Origin of the sequence: Paracoccus albicereus, from assembly GCF_024359525.1 — a bacterium.
GTDB lineage: Bacteria > Pseudomonadota > Alphaproteobacteria > Rhodobacterales > Rhodobacteraceae > Paracoccus > Paracoccus albicereus.
Window position 1 is genome coordinate 1 of the sequence record NZ_JAKZEU010000011.1, and the last position, 21,539, is coordinate 21,539.

The following is a 21,539-nucleotide window of genomic DNA, read 5'->3' on the forward strand; positions in this document are numbered from 1 at the left end:
CGAGCCTGAACCGCTGGCCCGCGACCGCTGCGCAATCTGAAAAGCTACGCCGTCACGGGCCAGCTCCCGTCACGACAGAGGGGTCCCATTTGCACGCCGATCAGGGGTCCCGGTTGGATGCCGATTGACATGCTGAAGGCCACAAACCGCCATACTACCGGACAGGCCTACGCAACGCTTCGACGTGCCCTCACCCGTCTTCAGTTTACGCAGATCGAGACGAACATTCATGATCATGGCTTAGGCGAATGGCGTTCGATTTCATTCATCACCGACGCGCGGATCGTCAAGGAGGACTCCACAGGACGCCTTCTCAGCGTGGAACTGGAAATGGGTGACTGGCTCGTCAAGGCAATCGAGAACAAGAATGTGCTAACACTTAACAAAGCATATTTTCAGCTTCGCAAACCTTTGGAGCGGCGCTTGTATGAGTTGGCACGAAAGCACTGCGGAAAGCAGGATGTCTGGCGGATCGGGCTAGATAAGCTGCAACACAAGACAGGCTCTACATCTACAGCAAAAGAGTTCAAACGCCTTGTAAAGGCGATCTGCAGGGCAGATGAGGCTCAGTCCCACATGCCCGATTATCGCTTCAGGCTTTTGCATGATGTACTGGAAATTACTCCAAAGCCCGAGTTCCTAGAGATTTACGGCGATAGCCCATCGTTCGCCTCAGATGTATCGGTGCGTTTGTCTTCTGATGCCTACGATCAGGCTCGAAAGGCTGCTCCCACATGGGATGTCTATGCGCTTGAGCAGGAATGGCGGATGTGGATGAACGACCCACCACGTCACCCGGATGCCGCTTTTATAGGGTTTTGTCGGAAATGGTATGAGCGCAAGGGCAAGGCTCCATAACACTTAACAGATACCTGATATCTGTTAAGTGTTGACAGTTATTGGTTAAGGGTTAAGGGTTAAGGGAAAATGGAGGCAGGCCATGACGCAGGTTATCAGCGTAGTGCAAGAAAAGGGCGGCGCGGGAAAAACGACACTTCTGACGGCCATCGCAAGCCTGATGGTTCAGGATGGTGCAAGGGTCGCCGTGATTGACACAGACCCTCAGCGGCACTTGGAATCGTGGGCAAAAAAAGAACAGACCGATCTCGACTGGCTATACGAAGAAGATGACGAAAAGCTTCTGCCAACCGTCAAGGCATTGAAGAAGGCTGATCCGCCGTATGACGCAATCTTTGTGGATACAGCAGGCTTCAAGTCAGCAATGGCAATGCACGCCATCGCGGCCGCCAATCTCATCCTGATACCATCGAAGGCCAACGAAGCTGACGCCAAGGGAGCCAAGCGAACCTATTCACATGTTCAAAGTGTTGCTGAGACAATGGAAAAGGAGATTCCGGCCCTGGTCGTGATGATGGACGTGGATACACAAACAAACATCACGCAGGCCATTGTCGATGCCCTCGATGCCCAGAATGTGCCTCGGCTCAACGCTATGTGCGCGCACCGGACAGGGTTCAAGGAAATGACGTCTACAGGGCAAGCCCCACAAGGATCGGCGCGTCGGTCGGCTCAGTCGGTGCTGGCGGACTTGCAGGGCAGGGGCCTCATCAGTTTCTACAGGAGCGGGTCATGGCCAAAGTCAGCGTAAACCTCGATGATGATCTGGATGCTGACAACAGCTCGAAGAAGTTGAAGGCAATGGCGGCACCTTTGCCAAGTGTCAGCAAAGCAAAATCATCTGCGATGAAGGACGCCCCGCGTGTCCAGTTCTCTTTCACGAATGTGCCAGAACCCATCAAGGAAGCTTTTGCGGCAGAGGCAACGAGGCGCGGGCTTACTAAGAAAGAACTTTTGTATGAATGTCTTAGGGCCGGAGGTATCAACATCCCTGCAACTTCAGAGATAGATGGCCGCAGGCGATAACAGATAACAGTTATCAACGAGTGTTCTTTGATCTGATAGCTTAAGCTTAACAGGCTGCTGAAGAAGTCAGCCTTGAAGGACGTTATTCTTCCCCCACGGTTTGAAGGTGGCTCTTTGCGACTGCGGACGCCGGGTCGGGTTTGCCCCCTTCGTCAGGGGGCAAGGAGTTTCGGTAGTCTGGCCAGATTGCAGGCTGCCATGGTCATTGTGAATTGGGCGCGGACCCTGTCGAGGCCGCGATGAACAGTCTGGGCCATGCCGCCCACGGTCTTGGCCCAGCCAAAGGGTTCCTCGATCTTCTTCCGGCGCCGCTGTGACAAGGCATAACCGGGATGCTGGGTGGTTCGCCCGTCGATTGCGGAACTCCGGGCCTTCTGCGCGACATGTGGCGTCACAACCATGCGCCTGAGTGCGGCAACAAAGTTGGCGCTGTCATATCCCTTGTCTGCTCCAAGCGTCAGGCGCCGGGTCGAGCCAGGGGAGTGTCGGTTGATCATCTCGAGGGCCGCCTTGCGCTCGCCGTAACCATCGGCATGGGTCAAATCGGCCTGCACGATCAGCCCGTTGCGGTTCTCCATCAGCGTATGTCCCATGAAGCACAATGTCGCCGCGGCACCCGGTGCCTTCTTGTAGAGACGGGCATCGGGGTCCGTCACAGAGATGTGGGTTGCGTTCGAGCGCTTCTGGCCCCGGAAGTTCACTGCGGCGTTGCGGATATGGCGGGGCGTGTCGGGCATCGGCTGCGTTTCTGTCTGCTGGGGCTGCGGTTCGGTGTTTGCGAAGGTCGCGTCGGCCGGTGGTGGCGGTCCGCCAGGATCATCGTCATGCGGTGGCGGCGCGCTGTTCCTGGGCTGAAAGCTCTTCATGGACGCCCACGCCTTGACCAAAGTGCCGTCTACCGAGAAGTGTTCATCCGAGAGGAGCGGACGGACCTCCGGGTGCGCCAGGATCGCCGCCATCAGCTTGCGCGACATGTCGGTCGTCAGCAGCCGATCGCGGTTCTTGGTAAACACCGTAGGAACCCAGACCGGATCGTCGATGCCAAGGCCGACGAACCACCGAAACAGCAGGTTATAGTTCATCTGTTCCATCAGCTGCCGTTCCGAGCGGATCGAGAACAGGAGCTGAAGAAGGCTCGCACGGATCAGTCGCTCCGGCGCGATGGAGGGGCGGCCAAAATCGGTGTAGAGCGCGGCGAACTCGGCATCCAGGCTGGCCAGCGCGTCATTGACGACCCGACGGATCAACCGCAGCGGATGACGATCCGGAACCCGCTGCTCAAGATCAACATAGCTGAACAGCGACCCGCTTGCCTCGTCCGTCCCACGCATCGCCACCTCCTGCTGCCGCTGCCATGCCGGAAGTGAATCATGTTCTCATAACCGCGTCGAGGGCCGACTTTTTCAGCAGCCTGTTAATCATCCCAATAATCTGCGCCTCGGTAAAACGGCTCTTTCGCATATGTTTGCTCCTTCATGGTTGAGCAAACTCTACATTAAAGTGAGGGATCTCGCGGGGGGCAGGTCAGTCGCTTGGCGGCCATGGTTGTTCTTCGGTTAAGGTTTGGTTTGCGGACCCAACTTTGACCGAGGAGAACGACCATGACCAAGAACAGTCTGTCAGATACTGCCGCACTGCGTGCGCTTTTGTCGGAGTCATCTGACAGCAACCTGCTTGCCGAGATGCTCGGGTTCGTCGCCGACCGCCTCATGGCGCTGGATGTCGATCAGCTCTGCGGTGCCAGCGCGCACGAGCGAAGCAGCGACCGCATGAACCATCGCAACGGATACCGGTCCCGAGCTTGGGAGACGCGTGCAGGAAGGGTCGACGTAAAGATCCCAAAGCTGCGTAAAGGCAGCTACCTGCCCGAGTTCCTTGAGCCCCGCCGGGCGGCGGAGAAAGCCATGACGGCCGTCATTCAAGAGGCCTATGTTCAGGGCCTATCGACGCGCTCCGTGGATGATCTGGTCAAGGCGATGGGAATGACTGGCGTATCGAAGAGCCAGGTCTCGCGGCTCTGCGGCGAAATTGATGAACGCGTCGATGCATTCCTGAACCGCCCGCTGGAAGGCGAATGGCCCTATCTCTGGCTTGACGCGACTTACATCAAGGTCCGCCGCGGCGGTCGGATCGTCAGCGTCGCTGCCATAGTGGCCGTGGCGGTTAATCTGGATGGACGCCGCGAGGTTCTGGGCATCGCTGTCCAGCCCAGTGAGGCCGAGGTCTTCTGGGACGAGTTCTTGCGTTCTCTGGCCGATCGCGGACTGCGCGGCACCCGTCTAATCATCGCCGACGACCACAAGGGACTGAAAGCCGCCGCCGCAAAGGTGCTCGGTGCGACAGTCCAGCGCTGCCGCGTCCACTTTATGCGCAACGCACTTGCCTGCGTCGGCAAGAAGGACAAGCCCATCGTCACTGCGGCGCTCCGGACGGCCTTCGACCAAGACACGCTCACAGCTTCGAAAGAGCACTGGGCCAAGTTGCTCGACGCCTTCGAACCGCGGCATGCCAAGCTTGCAGAGCTGATGCGCCGTGCGGAGGATGACGTGCTGGCCTACAAGAGTTTCCCCCGCGAGCACTGGGTCAAGATTCACAGCACCAACCCGCTTGAACGCCTCAACAAAGAGATCAAGCGGCGGACCAACGTCGTCGGGATCTTTCCCAATGAAGCCGCAGTCACACGATTGGTCGGAGCACTGATGCTGGAGCAAAATGATGAATGGGCGATCACGCGGCGCTACATGACACTGGAAACCGTCGCCGCCATTTGCGACACTACCCCAATGGACCCGGCGACAATCGCCGCCCTGTAACTGCGGCCAAGCCAAGGCCGAAGAACAAAGTTACACCATTCCTTGGGACACTATCGCGTTCTTGAATTCAAGGGCTTTCGGCATGAGGATCTTATGAAGATGGCGGCCGAGGCAGGTGTCCCAGAAGCCGACCAAGAAGGCGTCGTCGCATACGTGGCTGAGCAACTCGCGGGCCTACATGAGGGCAACGTTATCCGCTATCGCCTCAAACCGAGCGATCTCGACGGCGTCACACTCCCTTGATCTGCTTCGGCAAGGGGTAGAAGATAAACCTTCGCCCCTGGTGTGCAAAGAACTTTGGCAGTTCGATAGAGCAAACGCTCAGAAACTGCAGCGTCCATGCCAGGGACCTTATTTGCGCTGGACAGCGTCTTTGCATGTTCTGCGAGGGCTGTCCTTGCACCAATCGATCCGCCCTTGCCGGATCCAGAAGTGACACCGACACTCGTTTGTCTGCCGGACCGAAGGCGAGATCGCCGGGCGTTTCAGCCAGTCTGATATGGCCGTCCACCTGGGTCTCCGGTTTTTGCTGAGGGACAGCTTAATGGTCTCGCCGCACCCGCAGGGGCAGCGGAAGCAGGCCCATTTGTCGACGCCATCGCGCAGGCTTTGTCAGGTTGCTGACGCCGCATCGGCGGGGTAGTTTTTGTCATGCTGAACACCAAAGATTTGTCCCGGATCAAAGGCTTCCGGTTTCCACGGAGCGTCATCGGGTACGCCGTTTGGGCCTACCACCGTTTCGCTCTGAGCCTGCGCGACGTCGAAGACCTGTTGGCTGAACGTGGGGTTACAGTGTCGTACGAAACGATCCGGGATTGGGTGAGCCGGTTCGGGCACCAGTTTGCCGCAAAGATCCGCCGTGACCGTTCAGCGCCGGCAGATAAATGGCATCTCGATGAAGTCGTTATCCAAATCAAGGGACGAAGCCACTGGCTTTGGCGGGCCGTCGACGCCAAGGGCGACGTGCTCGAAATCCTGATCCAGTCCCGACGCAACAAGGCCGCGGCCCGCCGATTTCTCCGCAAACTGATGAAACGTTGGGGCCAACCCCGTGTGCTGGTGACGGACAAGCTTCGCTCATATGGAACGGCTAAGCGAGAGCTCGTGCCCGGGCTGGGTCACTGGTCGCACAAGGGCTTCTGTGGTTGCCGTCCGTGATGCAAGAAGTTTTTCAAACCGTGTAAACTGAACTGGTGATCGAGTGCGAGCTTCTGTCAGGCCTTTGAACGCGGCGCTTTCAGAAGCCGCGGGCCGGGATGGTGATCTGCGGATCAGGTCCAGACCTAAACATCGAGCTTTGGTGCTCTTTCCCTTATCCTGGTTCTACCGATCCAGATCTGTTCGATCATTCTGCCCATTCAGGTCATTGACTTCTCACACCTCCTTCACCGACGTTGATCCATCCTGTGCTGCACCGTGTTCATGCAGCGACGGTCTGCGTCGGATCCCTATAATTTTCCTTCTTTGTTTGCATGGCCCATAGGGCGCGGGCCATCTTGTTGGCCAGCGCAACTGCGACCAGCATCTTGGGTTTGCGCGCGAGCATGCGTTCCAGCCAGGACCCTTTGGGAATGGATTTTCGGCCTAACCAACTCAAACGCGACATCGCACCGATGATCAGAAGCCTTCTGATGTCAGGCTGGCCCGCCTTCGACATGCGCCCCAGACGAGGCTTTCCTCCTGATGAATGTTGCCGCGGCACGAGACCGAGCCAGGCAGCAAAGTCGCGGCCTGAGTTGAATGTCTCCAGTGGTGGAGCAAAGGCCTCAATGGCGAGGGCGCTTAACGGACCAACGCCGGGCATCGTCTGAAGACGTTTGGCCGTATCTGTCTCGGTGGACAAAGCTTTGATCCGTTTCAACTTGGCGTCGATCCGTACAGTGATCTCTTCAATCAGCTCGAAAAGGTCTCGACACTCCTGGCGGACCAGGTCTGGAAGATCGCAATTCGGATCCTCCAGAATCTCATTCCCGCGGCTTAAGTTTCCGATGCCCTGCGGGATTGTATGCCCGAACTCGTAAAGGACTGATCGCAGACCATTTACCAGCTCGGTGCGTTGATTCACCAAACGCTCCCGGCTCCGGAACAGGATCGCGCGGGCCTGTTGGTTCTCGGACTTGGGCGGAACAAACCTCATCTCCGGCCGTTGCGCCGCGATGACGATAGCTTCCGCGTCGGTAGCATCGTTTTTCTGGCGCTTCACAAACGGTTTCACGTATTGCGGCGCGATCAGCTTCACCTCGTGGCCCAAGCGGGTCAACTCGCGAGCCCAGTAATTGGCACTGCCAGATGCCTCCATGACGAGGACGGCCGGCGGTTGCGCAGAAATAAACTCCCTAAACTGTGGACGGGACAGCTTCTTACGAAATTTCAGGTGTCCGGTCATGCTGGCTGCGTGAAGCTGAAAAACGTTCTTTGCCAGGTCCACGCCGATCATTGTATCTTTCATTTGCCGTCCTTTCCTTTTCGTGACGTTGAACACCACGATCCTGGCACAATTCGATGCCGTTTGGGGAGGACGGCAACCACCCCATCTGAACAACCGAAGCGAGGCCTCCCACCGGCATACACGAAGACGCGAGAAGATCATGGGTCGGTTTAAATCCCCGCGCCAAGCACAGCAGTTTCTATCTGTGCATGATCAGGCCACCAGTCTGTTTCGCCCGAAGCGCCACCGCCTGTCCGCAGAATCTTACCGCCACGCTAGGAACGACGCACTCTCGCTGTGGACCGGTTATTCCAACGAATTGACTGCGTGACCTTCGCCGTCACCAATAAACTCAGCCTGACATCAGCAACCTGACAAAGCCCTGCAACGCGAACGAGATGCGCCGGTGCTTCATCAAGCGCCGCGCGCGGCCTCTTACACCATCCGATGGGACACTGCCCTCGCAGTCATCAACACCATGTTTTATATAAGTAATACAAAGTTCAGGACAGCGAAATCAGCGCGCTACTTGGGGAATGCGGGACCAAGAGACTATCAGCGTAGGTAACATAAAGTTGCTCAAGGGTTAATATTTACTCGTTTGTCAGCTGCGAGAAGTAGTGAGAGCTTGCAAACTTAGTCAGCTTTTCGCTGTGATATGAAGTCATCAGTGAGTGGTCAAGATCGGACGAGGGCCATTTGAGACTGATGCTGTAATCGCCGAGCTGATTGGAAGTTGTATGGGAGCACACCTTTTAGACCAGTCCTATAGACCTACCATTCGATCAGATGGTCTAAGTTGGAGTGCAAAATATGCGTGAGAAAAATAAACTGTTGTTGAAGCGACCTCAATTGGGAATTTGTAAAATATGAGCTATTCAGAGGTTCAGCATTTTATTGGCGGCAAGTGGTGTCCGGGCGGCGAAGGTTTGGCCCTGGATGTTTTGAATCCCGCTACCGAACAAATGATAGGTAAAGTAGCTGTCGCAACTAAAAGTGATTTGGATGCCGCTCTGGAATCCGCGCAGCTTGGGTTTGAGGAGTGGGGGGCTATGTCAGCTTATACCCGCTCGAATATATTGCGAAATGCCGCGATTATTCTGCGTGAGCGCGCTGACATGATCGCCGGGATATTAACGCTAGAGCAAGGGAAGCCATTGGCGCAGGCCAAGGCCGAAGTTCTAGCCGGTGCCGAATTCATAGAATGGAGCGCTGAAGAGGCGCGCCGGACATACGGGTTGGTTATTCCTGCGCGCAATGCCGAAGTGCTTCAGCTCACGTTACGCGAGCCAGTCGGGCCAGTAGCGGCATTTGCGCCGTGGAATTTTCCCATCAATCAATGTGTGCGCAAGCTGGCAGCGGGTTTGGCGGCGGGTTGTTCCTTTGTGCTGAAGGGGCCGGAAGATACGCCCGGCTCACCTGCTGAACTTGTGCGTGCCTTTGTTGACGCAGGCGTGCCGGGGAATACAATCAATTTGGTTTATGGCGATCCACCAATGATTTCTGGCCATCTGATACCGCATCGTGTGATCCGTAAAATCAGCTTTACAGGATCGACACAGGTCGGGCGGCAAATTGGGGCTATGGCTGCAAGCCATATGAAACGCATGACGCTGGAGCTCGGAGGCCACGCACCCGTTATTGTTGCTGAAGATGCCGATATCGAGGCTGCTGTGAAATTCATGGTGCTTCAAAAGTTCCGGAACGGCGGACAGGTCTGCACGTCGCCTACGCGCTTCCTGGTTCAACAGAAGGTCTTCGATCGTTTTGTTGAAAAGTTTGTCAAACAATGCGCAGAGTTGGTCGTTGGCGATGGGCTTGATCCCGCAACAGAAATGGGGCCGCTTATCAATCGCAAGCGGGTCGATTCAGTTTCCGAGTTGGTGGATGAGGCAGTGTCACTAGGCGCCAAGCTTTGCACAGGTGGAAATCGTATCGCCAACAAAGGGTTCTTCTATGCACCAACAGTTCTCACAAATGTCCCGATTGCTGCGCGTATTATGAATGAAGAACCGTTTGGTCCAGTTGCTTTGATCAATCCATTCAACACTCTGGATGAAGCGCTGGAGGAAGCAAACCGTCTTGAATTCGGGCTAGCATCGTATGCTTTCGCCGGAAGTGCCGCGACAGTTGCAAAGCTGGGCAAGGGGATTGCGGCCGGTATGGTGAGCATCAATCATCTAGGATTGGCTTTGCCCGAGGTTCCCTTTGGTGGGATCGGAGATTCCGGAGTGGGTACAGAAGGCGGAGCGGAGGCCGTCGCCCAGTTTTTGGCAACAAAATTTGTCACTCAACAAACGATCGGAGGATAGGATCTGACGCGTTGTGCGTCATATCAAAATAAGACTAAAATCAAACAGGGAGAGAAAAATGAAAACCAAGTTGAAATCAATAGCGCTGTCAGCCTTTGCAGCTGCGTTGACTTTTGGCCCCTTACAGGCGTCAGCAGCCGATGTTGAATGGCGCATGCAGACTTACGCGAGCACGGGGATGTCAGAATACAACTCGCTCGTCGTAAACTTCGCCAATCGGGTCGAGAAAGCCTCTGCTGGGCGTATGAAAATCCAGGTCTTTCCAGCAGGGCAAGTGGTTGCTTCGCCAGAAGTAACAGAGGCTGTGCGCGCTGGTGCGCTAGATCTCGGCAACACTTTCTTACTCTATTACGCTGGTAAGGAACCTGCCTTGCAGGGGATTAACGAATGGCCCGCAGGTCTCTATGATCAGCAAGCCTTCGAATGGTTCTATTCCGGCGGCGGTAAAGAATTGCTTCGGCCAGTTGGTGAGCGGAACAACTTTTACTACCTAGGCGTTTCGACACTGCTTGGCGAAAACATCTGGTCCAACAAGAAGATTGAGTCTCTTGAAGATTTTAAAGGTCTCAAAATTCGCACTGCAGGTTTGACCGCTGAATCCCTTTCCAAATTTGGCGCTTCTCCGGTTAGCATGGCATCTGAAGACATCTATACCGGCATGCAACGCGGAACGATTGATGCGTTCGAATTTGTATCCACACCAGTTCATTACGGCTTTGGTTGGCATGAAGTTACCAAATATGTCATTAACCCAAAATTCACGATGGGCGGGTCTTCGGATTGGATTGTGAACCTGGATTCATGGAACGCATTGCCTGACGACCTGAAAGAGATTGTGGACAACTCTTTGCGGGCCGCAAGCGATGATTTCTTTGTGCAGTCACGTCTTGAAGAGGGCGAGATTGTGAAGAAGCTGGAGGAAGCGGGAGTTGAGTTTCTTACGTGGCCAGAGGGCGAGATCGAAAAATTCGAGAAAGCCCGTTATGAAGTCGTTCGCGAAAAGTATTCGCCCAACTCAGAAGACTTTCGTGTGATCCAGCAGTCGCGCATGGATTTTTTGACCAAGCTTGGCTACGCTGTCGAAGCGCCCTGAAACCTGAATATTATTGTCTGAACTAAGAAAAAGGGCCCGGGCAGTAATGCCCGTTCCCAACAATTAAAAAAGGGAGGCGGGAGCGTGCAGAAATTACTTTCATTAGTGGATGGAACATCAAAATACCTGTCGTATTTGGCGACACTTGCGCTGATCGCGGGGATGATAGCCGCATGTTACGAAGTTTTTGCGCGTTATGTACTGTCCCAACCTACGATATGGACGGGAGAACTTGTGCAGATCTTGTTCGGCTCCATTTTTCTACTATGTGCGGCTGACAACCTGCGCACGGGTGGACATGTTGCCATCGACTTTATCAATAGCCTTTTGTCGCGCCGGATGAATTTGATCCTTGCCGGAACTGTTAGTCTGGTTATCTGCATATACTCGGCTATCTTTCTTAAAGTTATTTGGAAGCGTGCCACTGACTCCATTTTGATGTTGGAGACTTCGAACACGCCCTGGGATCCACCTGTATGGCCTTTGTCGTTTCTCTTGATCGTGGCGGTCGGAACGATGTTCTTGCAGGCGTTAGCGTCGTTTATCCGAACCACACAGGGTAACGATCCCTCTCTACCACAAAAATAACTCTTATTGACTAAAAAGAGAAACCAATTATGGACCCTGCGCTCCTTACCGTTCTGCTTTTCCTATCGGTGATCATCGTGTTGTTTTTCAGCGTGCCAATTGCCTTTGGAGTTGGCATTGTCTCACTGGCTTTCGGCTATTTTGTCTGGGGTCCTGCTTCGATCTTTATTCTGGGCAGTCAAGTTTACTCGGGGATGCAGAATACCTCTTTGGTTTCATTGCCGTTCTTTATGTTCATGGCATCGATACTTGTTCGAAGTGGTATTGCCGACGACCTTTATAGCGCAATGTATTTGATAATCGGCAAAGTTCGAGGCGGGTTGGCTATCGGGACAATTTTCGTCTGCGCTGGAATCGGCTGCATGTCAGGCGTCAGCGCGGTTGGTGTGATTACTTCAACCAAGATAGCTTTGCCTGCGATGTTAAGCCGGAACTATGATGAGAAAATCGCGTTGGGTGTCATTATGGTTGGTGGGGCACTTGGCCAGCTTTTTCCTCCAAGCATTCTTGCAATCGTCTTTAGCGGGTTATCAGGCGTTTCAGTGGGTAAAATGTTTGCGGTAGGCTTATCGACCGGTGCCGTGATGGTATTCTTTCTCGTTGCCTATATAGTTGTTCGCTGCTGGTTGGATAAAAATCTGTGCCCTGCGGCTGATGACAGTATGATGGGACATATCGAACCAAAAGAACGTGTGCGTATCTATTTGCGGACTGTGCCATCCGTTTTGGTCGTTTTTGCAGTTTTGGGATCCTTGTTCGCAGGCATTGCCACACCGACAGAAGCGGCTGCGATCGGGGCCGCAGCAAGTATGATCATCGCATTGATTTTGGGCACCATCGATCTGAAGCGTATTTTTGAAGCGGCGGTCGAGGCCGCCAAGCAAACGACAATGGTGTTGTGGATTGCCCTCAATTCATTGCTTCTGGTCTCTGTTTATTCAGGTATTGGTGGTGATGAGGTTGTGCGTGCCTTGATAGATAGCTTGGGAGTTTCACCGGGGGTCGTGATTGGGGTTATGCTTGCCACAATCTTTGTATTGGGATTTTTCGTCGACCCTATCGGTATTCTGTTTTTGGTCATGCCGGTGTTTTTGCCCGTACTGACTGCGCTTGATGTTAATATGGTTTGGATCGGTGCCCTCGTCATTCTGGTTTTGGAAACCGCGTATCTGACGCCACCATTCGGATATAACATATTTTTCCTGAAGTCAGTGGCACCGCCGTCCATTAGTTTGCGAACAATTTACGCCGCAGCGCCGGCTTTCGTTTTGATGCAACTGGTGACCGTCGCGGCGTGTTTTACGATGCCTGGAATTGTTCTTTGGATCATTAACTAGGAGACAACGAATGAAAGAAAGTGCAATTTACGATTATATAATCGTCGGCGCGGGCTCTTCCGGATGCGCTTTGGCGGAACGCCTAAGTCGAGATGCGACAGCACGTGTGGCACTGATCGAAGCGGGAAAGAGTGATAAATCCTTGCTCATCAGGATGCCTGCCGGGGTACGACTGCTCTATAATGGCGCGGCCTATAACTGGAAATTCTCGACCACGGCCCAGCCTGAGCTTGAGGCACGCAAAATTTATATACCGCGTGGCAAGGTGATCGGAGGATCGTCTTCCATCAATTCTATGATTGCTATCAAGGGTGCCCGTAGCGATTACGAAAAATGGGCGGCTGTTTCCTCTCCTGAGTGGGGGCCCGAAAACATGTATCGGGTTTTGCGTGAAATCGAAGATTGTAGCGCTCTACCCCTAGTGAGCCGTAACGGGCGCGGACAGGATGGGCCAATAAAGCTATCGCGGCGATTGACCGGCCATACCTTGTCCGAGGCCTATATTGAGGCTTGTGAGCAAGCGGGCATTGGGCAAAACGATGAAGGGTTCAACGGCGAAAATCAGGCGGGTGCTGGTTACTTTGATGTGAACATCGCGTATGGCAAACGCCATGGCGCGTCAATGTTCCTTAAGAAAGCGAGTGGTCGGAGCAACTTGACCGTTCTGTCCGGATTGCCAGTACGGCGGGTCCACCTAGAGAATGGTGCAGCTTGTGGTGTTGTAGTTAAAAAAGGCTCTGATGAAGTACTGCTCCGTGCCGATAGCGAAGTAATCTTAAGCGCGGGGTCAATTGGCACACCGCAGCTTTTGATGTTGTCCGGAATTGGGCCTTCGACGCATTTGCGCGAAACGGGGATAACCCCCATCATTGATGCTCCTGAGGTTGGTCAGAACCTGCGTGACCATCTGGACTGTTCAATACGTTGGGCGACGCAGGGCGTTGACACTTATACCAAATATTTTCGACCCTACGAGGGCCTTTGCCACAGCGCCCTAGCCGGCGCGCAATATCTTCTCAAAGGTACGGGAAGTGCTGCGACACAAGGGATTGAGGCGGGTGCCTTTTGGGGGACCGATCGTCCTGACCAAGCTGAATTTCAAACTCATCTTGTCTTGGCGTTAAAGTGGCCGCCGAAAGGAGAACAACATCCAAAGAACGGTTTTGCTTTGCGTGTTTGCCAGCTCAACCCACAAAGTGTTGGCGAAATCAGGCTAGCCTCCGCCGATCCGAATGATGCTCCGTTTATCGATCCGCGGTTTTTGTCCCATTCGAAGGATCTTGATATGCTGGCTGATGGCGTTACCCGTATGGTGGATGTCGTCGAAAGTGGAGCCATGCGGACATATCTAGATAAGGCGATTGATAAAGATGCATTAAGCACCGATCCCGAGGTGGTGCGTCGCTGGATCAGAAAAAACGCGGAAACCGTCTATCACCCCGTTGGCACATGTCGCATGGGTAACGATGATAGCTCTGTGGTTGATAGCGCCCTGCGGGTACGCGGCGTAGAAAACCTGCGTGTCGCGGATGCGTCGATCATGCCAACAATCCTGAGCGGAAATACCAATCTGAGCTGCATGGCTATTGGTTTGATTGCTGGCGAGACAATTCAGGCCAGTAGTTAACAGGAAGCTCCCCGGATTTTGACCGCTTACAACAGGTAGGGCACTCTAAATCTCCTGTTGTAGCCAAGACATGAAGGTAGGGAATAACGGATGGGTTTCAGTCGCTTTCGGTCGGATTACCGAAAAGGGGCAAACGATTGCTTTGTTATCACTGAATGCATGGGCAAGGCGGTTTGACGAGAATTCACGGTCCAGAAGGGCTTCGATTCCGATAGCTATTCCAAGCCCGCTCATGGCTGCTTCGTACATCATCGACGCGTTTTCAAACCATTGACCACGCTTTGTATCAACATGAATGCCATTTGCATTTGACCATCTTTCCCAATCTTTGGGCCGGGTTTCGCAATGTAAAAGTGCATTTTGCCAATCGGCAACATCGCTGATCAACGTATTAGGCGGGAGATAATCCGGCCGACATACCGGAACCAAATTCGTCTCAAACAACCGCGACGAAATATATCTTTGATCCTCTAAACTATCTGAAAGTATTGCGAGGTCGATGCCCATCTGTTCGAAATGAATCTCATGACTAAGAGTGGTGACAATCCGAAGTTGCGCGCCTGGATGAGATTGCAAATACCGTGACCAGCGGGGGACTAGCCAGCTGACGATGAAGCTGGGGTAGGCGCATATAACAAGGGGTCGATCGGCATTTTTTCCGACCAGATTATGTGTGGCCAAACTAATTTCATCAAAGACGTCGGCTAGACTATCAGCGTAATTCCGTCCTTCGTGGGTTAAGGATATCTGTCGGTGCATCCGGTGAAAAAGGCTGCACCCCAAATAATCCTCAAGCGATTTAATCGAACGACTCACCGCTGCGGGCGTCACACTCAGCTCATTAGCAGCACTGACAAAACTTCCTGTTTGCGCTGCCATGACGAAAGTACGCAGTGCATTTAGTGGTGGTAATTTAGGATCCATCGACGCAACCTAAGGTAAGAAAAACTCAACCAAAGACTAAGAATAACTTAGTTGTAAGTCAATAAATTAAGTGAAATATTAAATTCAGTGCAGCATGAATTGACAAATTGTATGTCAAAAAAATCCTTAAGGGGACAGCTATGACCGAGAGACGTAGAAAATTCTATGCTTGGGGCTTTGAGGATCAAAGCGCCACACCCGAAGAGATGAAGCCGGTACTGGATACTTGGCACCGTACCTTCGAGGTTGATGCATTCGACGTAAAGCCCGCACCAACGCTTGATACCATCGATATGCCAGAGAGCAGAATTACCCATTTTCCAGAGACAATCAAAGATATTTGCCGCACAGATCGGTATGAGCGTGCGTTGCATAGCTACGGTCGGTCATTTCTTGACAGCGCCAAGATGTTTCGCGGGGATTTCCGCAATGCCCCAGATGTGGTTGCTTATCCGCGTAATGAAGAGGATGTACGCGCGCTAATCGATTGGGCGGGTGACATTGGTGCGGCGGTTATTCCTTTTGGCGGCGGATCGAGTGTCGTCGGCGGTGTGAATCCTGAAATCAACGGAACCTATGCCGGTGTGGTGACCATCGACATGTGGTACTTGAACAAGATTTTGGAATTCGACCCAGTGTCGCGTTCTGCGCGTGTGCAGGCGGGGGTGTATGGACCCGACCTAGAAACACAGCTAAAAACCCATAACGCCACTTTGCGTCACTATCCCCAAAGCTTTGAGCTTTCGACTCTGGGCGGCTGGATCGCAACCAGGGCTGCCGGTCACTATGCGACACACGGCACCTACATCGACGATTATGTCGAAAATATCCGCATGGTTTCGCCAAGCGGCATCAGCGAAAGCCGCCGTTTGCCCGCCTCTGGCGCTGGTCCGTCACCCGACCGTTATGTGATGGGCACAGAAGGATCCGTTGGAATCATCACCGAAGCTTGGATCAGAGTCTTGTCCCGTATCAAGCACAAGGCAAGCAAGACAGTTACCTTCGCTGAATACGATCAGGGCGTCGAAGCTGTCCGTGCGATCTCACAATCTGGACTTTACCCAGCGAACTGCCGCCTCATCGATGCGCTTGAAGCTAAATTGACCGGAGCTTTCGATGGTAGCCGTCCCATCCTAGTCTTGGGATATGAAAGCTCACATTACCCGGTGGATCAGCTGATGGACTTAACTGTTGATCTGTGCCGAGAATTTGGGGGAACTCCAGTGGATGAGACAGAACAGGGACGCAACAGCGTGGCTGGTCAATGGCGCAATGCCTTCATTCGCGGCCCATATTATCGTGAGCATATGACTTCGCGCGGAATATGTCGTGAGACCTTTGAAACGGCTGTGTGCTGGAACAATTTCAAAGAACTGCACAGCTCGGTCATCGAGACAGTGAATGCAGCGATCAAGCGGGTGACCGGTCGGGCGGGCACCGTCACTTGTCGCTTTACCCACGTCTATCCCAATGGCCCCGCGCCGTACTTCACGTTCCATTGCCTTCCAGACCGTGAGCGAATGGGCGAGCAGTGTATGGAAATTAAAATCGCCGCCTATGATGCTGTGATGAAGGCAGGGGGCACGATCACCCACCACCATGCCGTTGGCAGACTGCACATGCCTTGGTATGAAAAACAGCGCCCGGCGCCAATCGGCGCTGCATTCACTGCGGCAAAGAAATCACTTGATCCCAAGTCAATTATGAACCCCGGGGTGATCATCTCTGAACAGAGGGGAAACCCATGACTTTGCCGCTTGACGGCCTGCGGGTTCTTGATCTCTCGCGCATTCTTGCAGGGCCAAGTTGCACGCAGACCTTGGGCGATTTGGGGGCGGATGTCGTCAAAATTGAAAGGCCAGGCATCGGTGATGACATTCGCGGATGGGGCCCACCCTTCCTGAAGGATCGGGATGGAAACGACACCCGCGAAAGTGCTTATTTCATGTCCACAAACCGTAACAAGCGGTCTTTGACAGTTGATATAGGATCAGACGATGGCCTTGAAATCATCCATGATCTTATCGATAAAAGCGATGTTCTGGTCGAGAATTTCAAGGTTGGTGATCTCAAGCGTCGTGGACTGGATTGGGGGTCGGTCCACGCACGCAACCCACGTCTTGTTTATTGCTCGATCACGGGTTTTGGACAGACTGGTCCCTATGCCGAGCGGCCCGGCTACGATTTCGTCGTTCAGGGCATGGGTGGCCTGATGAGCATTACCGGAGAGGCCGCGGGACAGCCTATGAAGGTAGGGGTGCCGATCTCGGACATCATGTCAGGGATGTATGCGGCAGTATCTATCTTGGCCGCGCTCCGTGAACGCGACCAAACCGGTGTCGGGCGGCACATTGACATTTCGTTGCTCGATTGTCAGGCTGCGTGGTTATACAATCAGGCGTCCAACTACCTTGTCGGTGGTGTTCATCCGGGGCGTTTGGGCAATGCCCATCCAAACATCGTTCCGTATGAGACCTTCGCCACCGCTGACGGCCACATAAATCTAGCCGTGGGTAACGATGGTCAGTACCGACGCCTTTGTCAGGCCATCGGACGGCCCAATCTGGCCGATGATCCGCGCTTTGTCACCAACACCCTTCGGCTAACCAATCGTGACGCCGCTTTGATCGAGATTCGTGCAGAATTGGCCAAAAAACCTTCAGCCCAATGGCTTACAGATTTGCAGGCGGCCGGGATACCTTGCGGACCGATCAACACCATCCCCGAAGTGTTCGACGACCCCCACATCCAGGCGCGGGGTATAGTTCAAGAGATTAACCACAGCGCTGCGCCAAATGTGAAAGCAAAGGTAATGCGCACACCGATCCGCATGGAAGGCCATGAGTTTGGTGTTCGCCTGCCGCCGCCAATGCTGGGCGAGCATACGGACGAAATCCTGTCCAAAATGCTTAACTATGACCCCAAAAAAATTACAGATCTGCGTGAGAAAGGCACTATATGAGTGGCGCTGCTGTACCTCTTCCCGGACTCCGGTACAGCGTAGGAGATGCAACAATGACCACACATTTATTCACTTTGGACAACATCGGCCCGCGTGGCCCCACCACGGGCGAAGCCTTCGTCGCGCCCACGGCTGTGCTAATCGGCGATGTGCAGATCGAGGCCGACGTTAGCATCTGGTTTGGTGCCATCCTGCGCGCCGACGATGCCACTATCTATTTGGGCACAGGGTCGAATGTTCAGGACAACTGCGTGCTGCATGTCGATCCCGGCTTCCCCATCCATATTGGTGTCAACTGCACCATCGGGCATCGCGCGATGATCCACGGCTGCACCATCGGTGACGGCACGTTGATAGGCATGGGCGCGACCATCCTCAATGGTGCCAAGATTGGCAAAAACTGCCTAATTGGCGCAGGCGCGCTGGTCACCGAAGGCAAAGAGATCCCCGACAACACTCTGGTCGTTGGAAGCCCTGGCCGCGCGGTTCGTAAGATCGATGCAGATGGTGTGGCTGATTTGGAAAAAGCTGCGGAACTTTATCGTCTCCGCTGGCGCCGCTTTGTTGGGGGGCTCCAATCCGCCACCCTGCCCGTCGGCATCACCACCTTGAAAGGTCTTTGATCTGGTTGCGAGGCTTGATCGGTCGCGCTGGCAGCAATCTTTTCCTCGACGGCAGCAATCTGCGCCTGGGTCTCGGCGATGGCGATGCTGCGGTATTCATAGAGAGTACAGCAAAGTGCGGGGCCGGTGCCGCGTGCGGCTATTGATGGCACGTTCAGGATATGGACACTGTCTGTAATATTGTTCAGCTGAAGGTTCGGCTTTTGGGGATCAGTCCGATGATCTGGCGTCGTGTGATGGTCCCGACAACAATTACCTTACGCGAGTTGCAGGGGTAGTGTGTGGATGCCCCCGGTTTTGCAAGGATTTTCTGATCTGTCTGGACAAGATTGATTGCGGTCGTGTGTCAGGCCTCAAGTTGCAGCTTTTCGCACGCCGCGGGCCAAGATGGTTCGTTCGCTGATCGGGTCCAATTCGATTCCGCGGGCTTTATGCGCCCTACCCCTATCAAGCAAAAGACTGCAGGTCTACCTAGGGTCAGGATTCATAACCAATAGATGACGAGAGCCGCGAGGGCGATGGCTGAGAGGAACACCTTGGGGCATCGGTCATAGCGGGTCGCGACGCGCCTCCAGTCCTTGAGCCTGCCGAACATGATCTCGATGCGGTTACGCCGCTTGTATCTCCGCTTATCGTATTTGATCGCCGTCTTGCGTTTCTTCCGGCCTGGGATGCAGGCACGTATCCCCTTGTCCTGGGAGAGTACCGTAAAGTGTGGGGCAATCATGCAGCCATTTCGGTTTCGGACGAAGGCTTCAACGCCGGATGCCATTGCTCGAACTTGGCGCGCAGGGTGCCATCGAGGGCTCTGGTTCGGGTTTGCAGCATGAGGTGCGCGCCTCGTTTTGACCAGCGCATTTGCTGCCGCTTGCCGAAGCGCTTTCCAACAACGGTGTTGACGGTGCTTTCGACAAAGCCGGTTGAAACGCGTTCACCGTACCGTCGTCTTTCCGCATAGTTCGGGATCATCAAGGCGTTGTTGGCGATGTAGGTCTCGAACTCGGACGCCGCCTTCCGAAGTGCCTTGATGCTGGCATAGTCCGTCTCGACAACTTCCAGATCGATGACAAGGTCTTCGATCGCTGCCTGACCATTGTGAAGGTTGCCATTCCAAAGGAACCCTTTGATCTGGCGCAGCAGGCGGGCAATGGCTTCGGCCTCTGCGGGATTGTGATGCGCAAGCCCTTTGACGTATTGCTGCATGACGGTGATGCGCATGGTGATGTGGAACCAATCCAGGATATGCTCAGAGGAAGGTGCCATGTGTCGCGCCATGTGGATGACGGTGTCTCCACCGTCAGTCATGAATGTCACTGGATGGTTTTCCTGCCAACCCTGATCCTTCAAAACTTCATGCAGTCGCCGCTTGGGCTTGTCATCATGACTTTGGACAAGCCCAAGATAGCGGCTCGGGCGATCTGTGGGGATGGATTTGCCGACGGTGACCTCGAAATGCGACTGACCCGCGTCGCGAGACCGAACATAGCCACCGTCGATACCGACGGTGATTTGGCCCTCAGGGTTGGGAAGCTGGGCGCGCTGGTGGGGACTGGTTTCAATGAAACTGTAACGCTCATCAGAAAGTTCGGCCTCCATCCGCGTGGCCACACGCCCCAGATGTCTGCGGATGGTGTCTGGATTTAGCCTCATATCAATCGGCAGGACATCTTTCAGCAGGTTAGTCGTGACCCCGAAAGATACAAGCGAAGCCCATTTCGTCTCAAGCCAGAGCAACTCCGGGGCGATATGGTCGGGCAAAAGTTCGTTCAGAGGACTGAAAGTTTTGGCTGGACCATTGTGGCACTGGCAGGAATAGAAGCGCGGACTTTCAACGGCGATGTCACCGAAGACCGTCCGGTATCGAATTTGCCGGCGCCCTTTGCCACGAAGCTTTCGATCACAGCACGTACAGCGGGCACGTTGGATACAAAACGCTTCGCATTGCGCGGCAACAACTTTCCGCTGGATGCCCAAAAGAACGGCTTTGCCTTCCTCTATGGACAGGCCGATGTCACCAGCAGCCTCAATGCCCTTGGAGAATGCGGCGATCCTATCCGTGTGAGCGGTGCCATCTGGCGCAGTTATTGTGACGCTGATTTCGATATCCATCTTCGGGGTCTGCCTGCTTGATTATATTGGTTCTGAATCTCTCGCCCGCATGATTGTCTGCCGACTGGTGCCCATTTCGCGTGCGATGGAGGAAACTGTCGCGCCATTGGCAATCTTTTCGCGGACCAGCGCCTGCTGATCAGCCGAAAGGGTTGATGGGCGCCCCAGTGTTTTGCCTTGCGCTTTCGCACGCGCCAGCCCCGATTGCGTGCGTTCGATCAGAAGGTCTCGCTCGAACTGGGCAACTGCGTTGATCACACCCATCGTCAGCTTGCCCGCAGAACTGGTCAGATCCACGCCGCCCAAGGCGAGGCAATGCACACGGATGCCCAAGACTTCCAGCTTGGCCACGGTCGTACTGACATCGATCGCATCGCGCCCCAGCCGGTCCAGCTTAGTCACGACAAGAACATCGCCACGCTCCATCTTGTCCAGAAGACGCGCAAATCCCTTCCGCTGTGCGATGGCCTGTGAGCCGGAAACCGTTTCGGTAATGATCCGGTGTGGCTCCACCGCAAATCCTGCGGCAGCGATCTCCCGGATCTGGTTTTCGGGGTCCTGTTCGACGGTCGATACTCTGGCGTAGGCGAATGTTCTGGTCACAGCATTGCAATTCTGTCCGGAAATGTTGTCCAAAATAATACGCCTGTTCGATACAGGTTCAAGATAATTTATGGACAGATCATTACGCCCTGTCCGGAACCGAACCTGTGGATCGGCGTGGAATAAGGACCCCTGTATTGGGGTGATCGGCGTCCAAACGGGCCCCCCCCCTGATGCGATGGTCCATCATGCCTCCGAGGTCATTCGGGGGCAGAGTTTGGGATGCTGGTTGTGGA

Annotated in this window: 20 protein-coding genes and 3 pseudogenes; 16 read left to right on the forward strand and 7 right to left on the reverse strand. The window is 54.2% G+C overall.

The annotated features are described in order from the left end of the window. Positions 1–117: 117 nt before the first annotated feature. The 3 genes from MLD63_RS17630 to MLD63_RS17640 all read left to right on the forward strand — a co-directional run bounded on the left by MLD63_RS17630 (position 118) and on the right by MLD63_RS17640 (position 1,884). On the forward strand, positions 118–858 hold the full coding sequence (locus tag MLD63_RS17630) for a replication initiator protein A (protein WP_255331226.1): 741 nt from the start codon (positions 118–120) through the stop codon (positions 856–858). Between the two features lie 82 nt (positions 859–940). Beyond that, positions 941–1,609: a ParA family protein gene (locus MLD63_RS17635; protein WP_037239034.1), complete on the forward strand. Its 669-nt coding sequence runs from the start codon at positions 941–943 to the stop codon at positions 1,607–1,609. Next, the gene (locus tag MLD63_RS17640) at positions 1,591–1,884 is read left to right on the forward strand and encodes a hypothetical protein (protein ID WP_037239032.1); all 294 of its coding nucleotides are present in this window, start codon (positions 1,591–1,593) and stop codon (positions 1,882–1,884) included. Before MLD63_RS17635 ends, MLD63_RS17640 begins: the two co-directional genes overlap by 19 nt. A 152-nt stretch (positions 1,885–2,036) precedes the next feature. On the opposite strand, the gene MLD63_RS17645 is transcribed toward MLD63_RS17640, so the two are convergent. Next, positions 2,037–3,215 (reverse strand): IS5-like element ISRssp10 family transposase, encoded by a 1,179-nt coding sequence (locus MLD63_RS17645; protein WP_008281741.1) that lies wholly within the window; start codon positions 3,213–3,215, stop codon positions 2,037–2,039. A gap of 270 nt (positions 3,216–3,485) precedes the next feature. On the opposite strand from MLD63_RS17645, the gene MLD63_RS17650 reads away from it, so the two are divergent. Beyond that, positions 3,486–4,697 (forward strand): IS256 family transposase, encoded by a 1,212-nt coding sequence (locus MLD63_RS17650; RefSeq protein ID WP_037239075.1) that lies wholly within the window; start codon positions 3,486–3,488, stop codon positions 4,695–4,697. A 99-nt stretch (positions 4,698–4,796) separates the two neighbouring features. Next, complete coding sequence (locus MLD63_RS17655) at positions 4,797–4,940, forward strand: hypothetical protein (protein ID WP_206018471.1); 144 nt, start codon at positions 4,797–4,799, stop codon at positions 4,938–4,940. A gap of 108 nt (positions 4,941–5,048) precedes the next feature. Here the strand turns inward: MLD63_RS17655 and MLD63_RS17660 are convergent, their stop codons facing one another. Next, positions 5,049–5,303: a ubiquitination-like system serine protease family protein gene (locus MLD63_RS17660; RefSeq protein WP_255331228.1), complete on the reverse strand. Its 255-nt coding sequence runs from the start codon at positions 5,301–5,303 to the stop codon at positions 5,049–5,051. A 45-nt stretch (positions 5,304–5,348) separates the two neighbouring features. On the opposite strand from MLD63_RS17660, the pseudogene MLD63_RS17665 reads away from it, so the two are divergent. Further along, positions 5,349–5,834 (forward strand): annotated as a pseudogene (locus tag MLD63_RS17665) (IS6 family transposase); the annotation flags it as partial. 283 nt (positions 5,835–6,117) lie between these two features. Here MLD63_RS17665 and MLD63_RS17670 read toward each other — a convergent pair. Continuing rightward, on the reverse strand, positions 6,118–7,146 hold the full coding sequence (locus MLD63_RS17670) for an IS110 family RNA-guided transposase (protein ID WP_037239072.1): 1,029 nt from the start codon (positions 7,144–7,146) through the stop codon (positions 6,118–6,120). An 85-nt stretch (positions 7,147–7,231) separates the two neighbouring features. Between MLD63_RS17670 and MLD63_RS17675 the strand changes: the two are divergent. The 6 genes and pseudogenes from MLD63_RS17675 to MLD63_RS17700 form a co-directional block, all read left to right on the forward strand. Continuing rightward, positions 7,232–7,456 (forward strand): annotated as a pseudogene (locus tag MLD63_RS17675) (IS6 family transposase); the annotation flags it as partial. A gap of 538 nt (positions 7,457–7,994) precedes the next feature. Further along, positions 7,995–9,437 (forward strand): NAD-dependent succinate-semialdehyde dehydrogenase, encoded by a 1,443-nt coding sequence (locus MLD63_RS17680; RefSeq protein WP_037239070.1) that lies wholly within the window; start codon positions 7,995–7,997, stop codon positions 9,435–9,437. Positions 9,438–9,495: 58 nt separating this feature from the next. After that, positions 9,496–10,530: a TRAP transporter substrate-binding protein gene (locus tag MLD63_RS17685; protein ID WP_255331227.1), complete on the forward strand. Its 1,035-nt coding sequence runs from the start codon at positions 9,496–9,498 to the stop codon at positions 10,528–10,530. Between the two features lie 84 nt (positions 10,531–10,614). After that, positions 10,615–11,118: a TRAP transporter small permease subunit gene (locus MLD63_RS17690; protein WP_102106010.1), complete on the forward strand. Its 504-nt coding sequence runs from the start codon at positions 10,615–10,617 to the stop codon at positions 11,116–11,118. 29 nt (positions 11,119–11,147) lie between these two features. Further along, a complete protein-coding gene (locus MLD63_RS17695; RefSeq protein ID WP_152477518.1) occupies positions 11,148–12,455 on the forward strand; it encodes a TRAP transporter large permease in 1,308 nt (435 codons plus the stop codon). A gap of 10 nt (positions 12,456–12,465) precedes the next feature. Continuing rightward, entirely contained in the window at positions 12,466–14,082 is a 1,617-nt protein-coding gene (locus MLD63_RS17700) for a GMC family oxidoreductase (RefSeq protein WP_037275501.1), read from the forward strand. Positions 14,083–14,127: 45 nt separating this feature from the next. On the opposite strand, the gene MLD63_RS17705 is transcribed toward MLD63_RS17700, so the two are convergent. Beyond that, positions 14,128–15,006 (reverse strand): LysR substrate-binding domain-containing protein, encoded by an 879-nt coding sequence (locus MLD63_RS17705; protein ID WP_037239202.1) that lies wholly within the window; start codon positions 15,004–15,006, stop codon positions 14,128–14,130. A 140-nt stretch (positions 15,007–15,146) separates the two neighbouring features. On the opposite strand from MLD63_RS17705, the gene MLD63_RS17710 reads away from it, so the two are divergent. The 4 genes from MLD63_RS17710 to MLD63_RS17725 all read left to right on the forward strand — a co-directional run bounded on the left by MLD63_RS17710 (position 15,147) and on the right by MLD63_RS17725 (position 18,869). Beyond that, entirely contained in the window at positions 15,147–16,754 is a 1,608-nt protein-coding gene (locus MLD63_RS17710) for an FAD-binding oxidoreductase (protein WP_037275503.1), read from the forward strand. Next, positions 16,751–17,968, forward strand: coding sequence for a CaiB/BaiF CoA transferase family protein (locus tag MLD63_RS17715; RefSeq protein ID WP_037275504.1), 1,218 nt, complete (start codon positions 16,751–16,753; stop codon positions 17,966–17,968). The genes MLD63_RS17710 and MLD63_RS17715 overlap by 4 nt, the downstream gene beginning before the upstream one ends. 53 nt (positions 17,969–18,021) lie before the next feature. After that, positions 18,022–18,591 carry a gamma carbonic anhydrase family protein gene (locus MLD63_RS17720; protein WP_037275506.1) on the forward strand — a complete coding sequence of 190 codons (570 nt, stop codon included), beginning with the start codon at positions 18,022–18,024 and terminating at the stop codon, positions 18,589–18,591. 161 nt (positions 18,592–18,752) lie between these two features. After that, positions 18,753–18,869, forward strand: coding sequence for an IS1096 element passenger TnpR family protein (locus tag MLD63_RS17725; protein WP_099911053.1), 117 nt, complete (start codon positions 18,753–18,755; stop codon positions 18,867–18,869). A 206-nt stretch (positions 18,870–19,075) separates the two neighbouring features. On the opposite strand, the pseudogene MLD63_RS17730 reads toward MLD63_RS17725, so the two are convergent. The 3 genes and pseudogenes from MLD63_RS17730 to MLD63_RS17740 all read right to left on the reverse strand — a co-directional run. After that, positions 19,076–19,288: pseudogene (locus MLD63_RS17730) on the reverse strand (IS5/IS1182 family transposase); the annotation flags it as partial. A gap of 26 nt (positions 19,289–19,314) precedes the next feature. Then, positions 19,315–20,700 carry an ISKra4 family transposase gene (locus MLD63_RS17735; protein WP_037239053.1) on the reverse strand — a complete coding sequence of 462 codons (1,386 nt, stop codon included), beginning with the start codon at positions 20,698–20,700 and terminating at the stop codon, positions 19,315–19,317. Positions 20,701–20,721: 21 nt separating this feature from the next. Beyond that, positions 20,722–21,303 (reverse strand): recombinase family protein, encoded by a 582-nt coding sequence (locus MLD63_RS17740; RefSeq protein ID WP_037239051.1) that lies wholly within the window; start codon positions 21,301–21,303, stop codon positions 20,722–20,724. Positions 21,304–21,539: the final 236 nt, after the last annotated feature.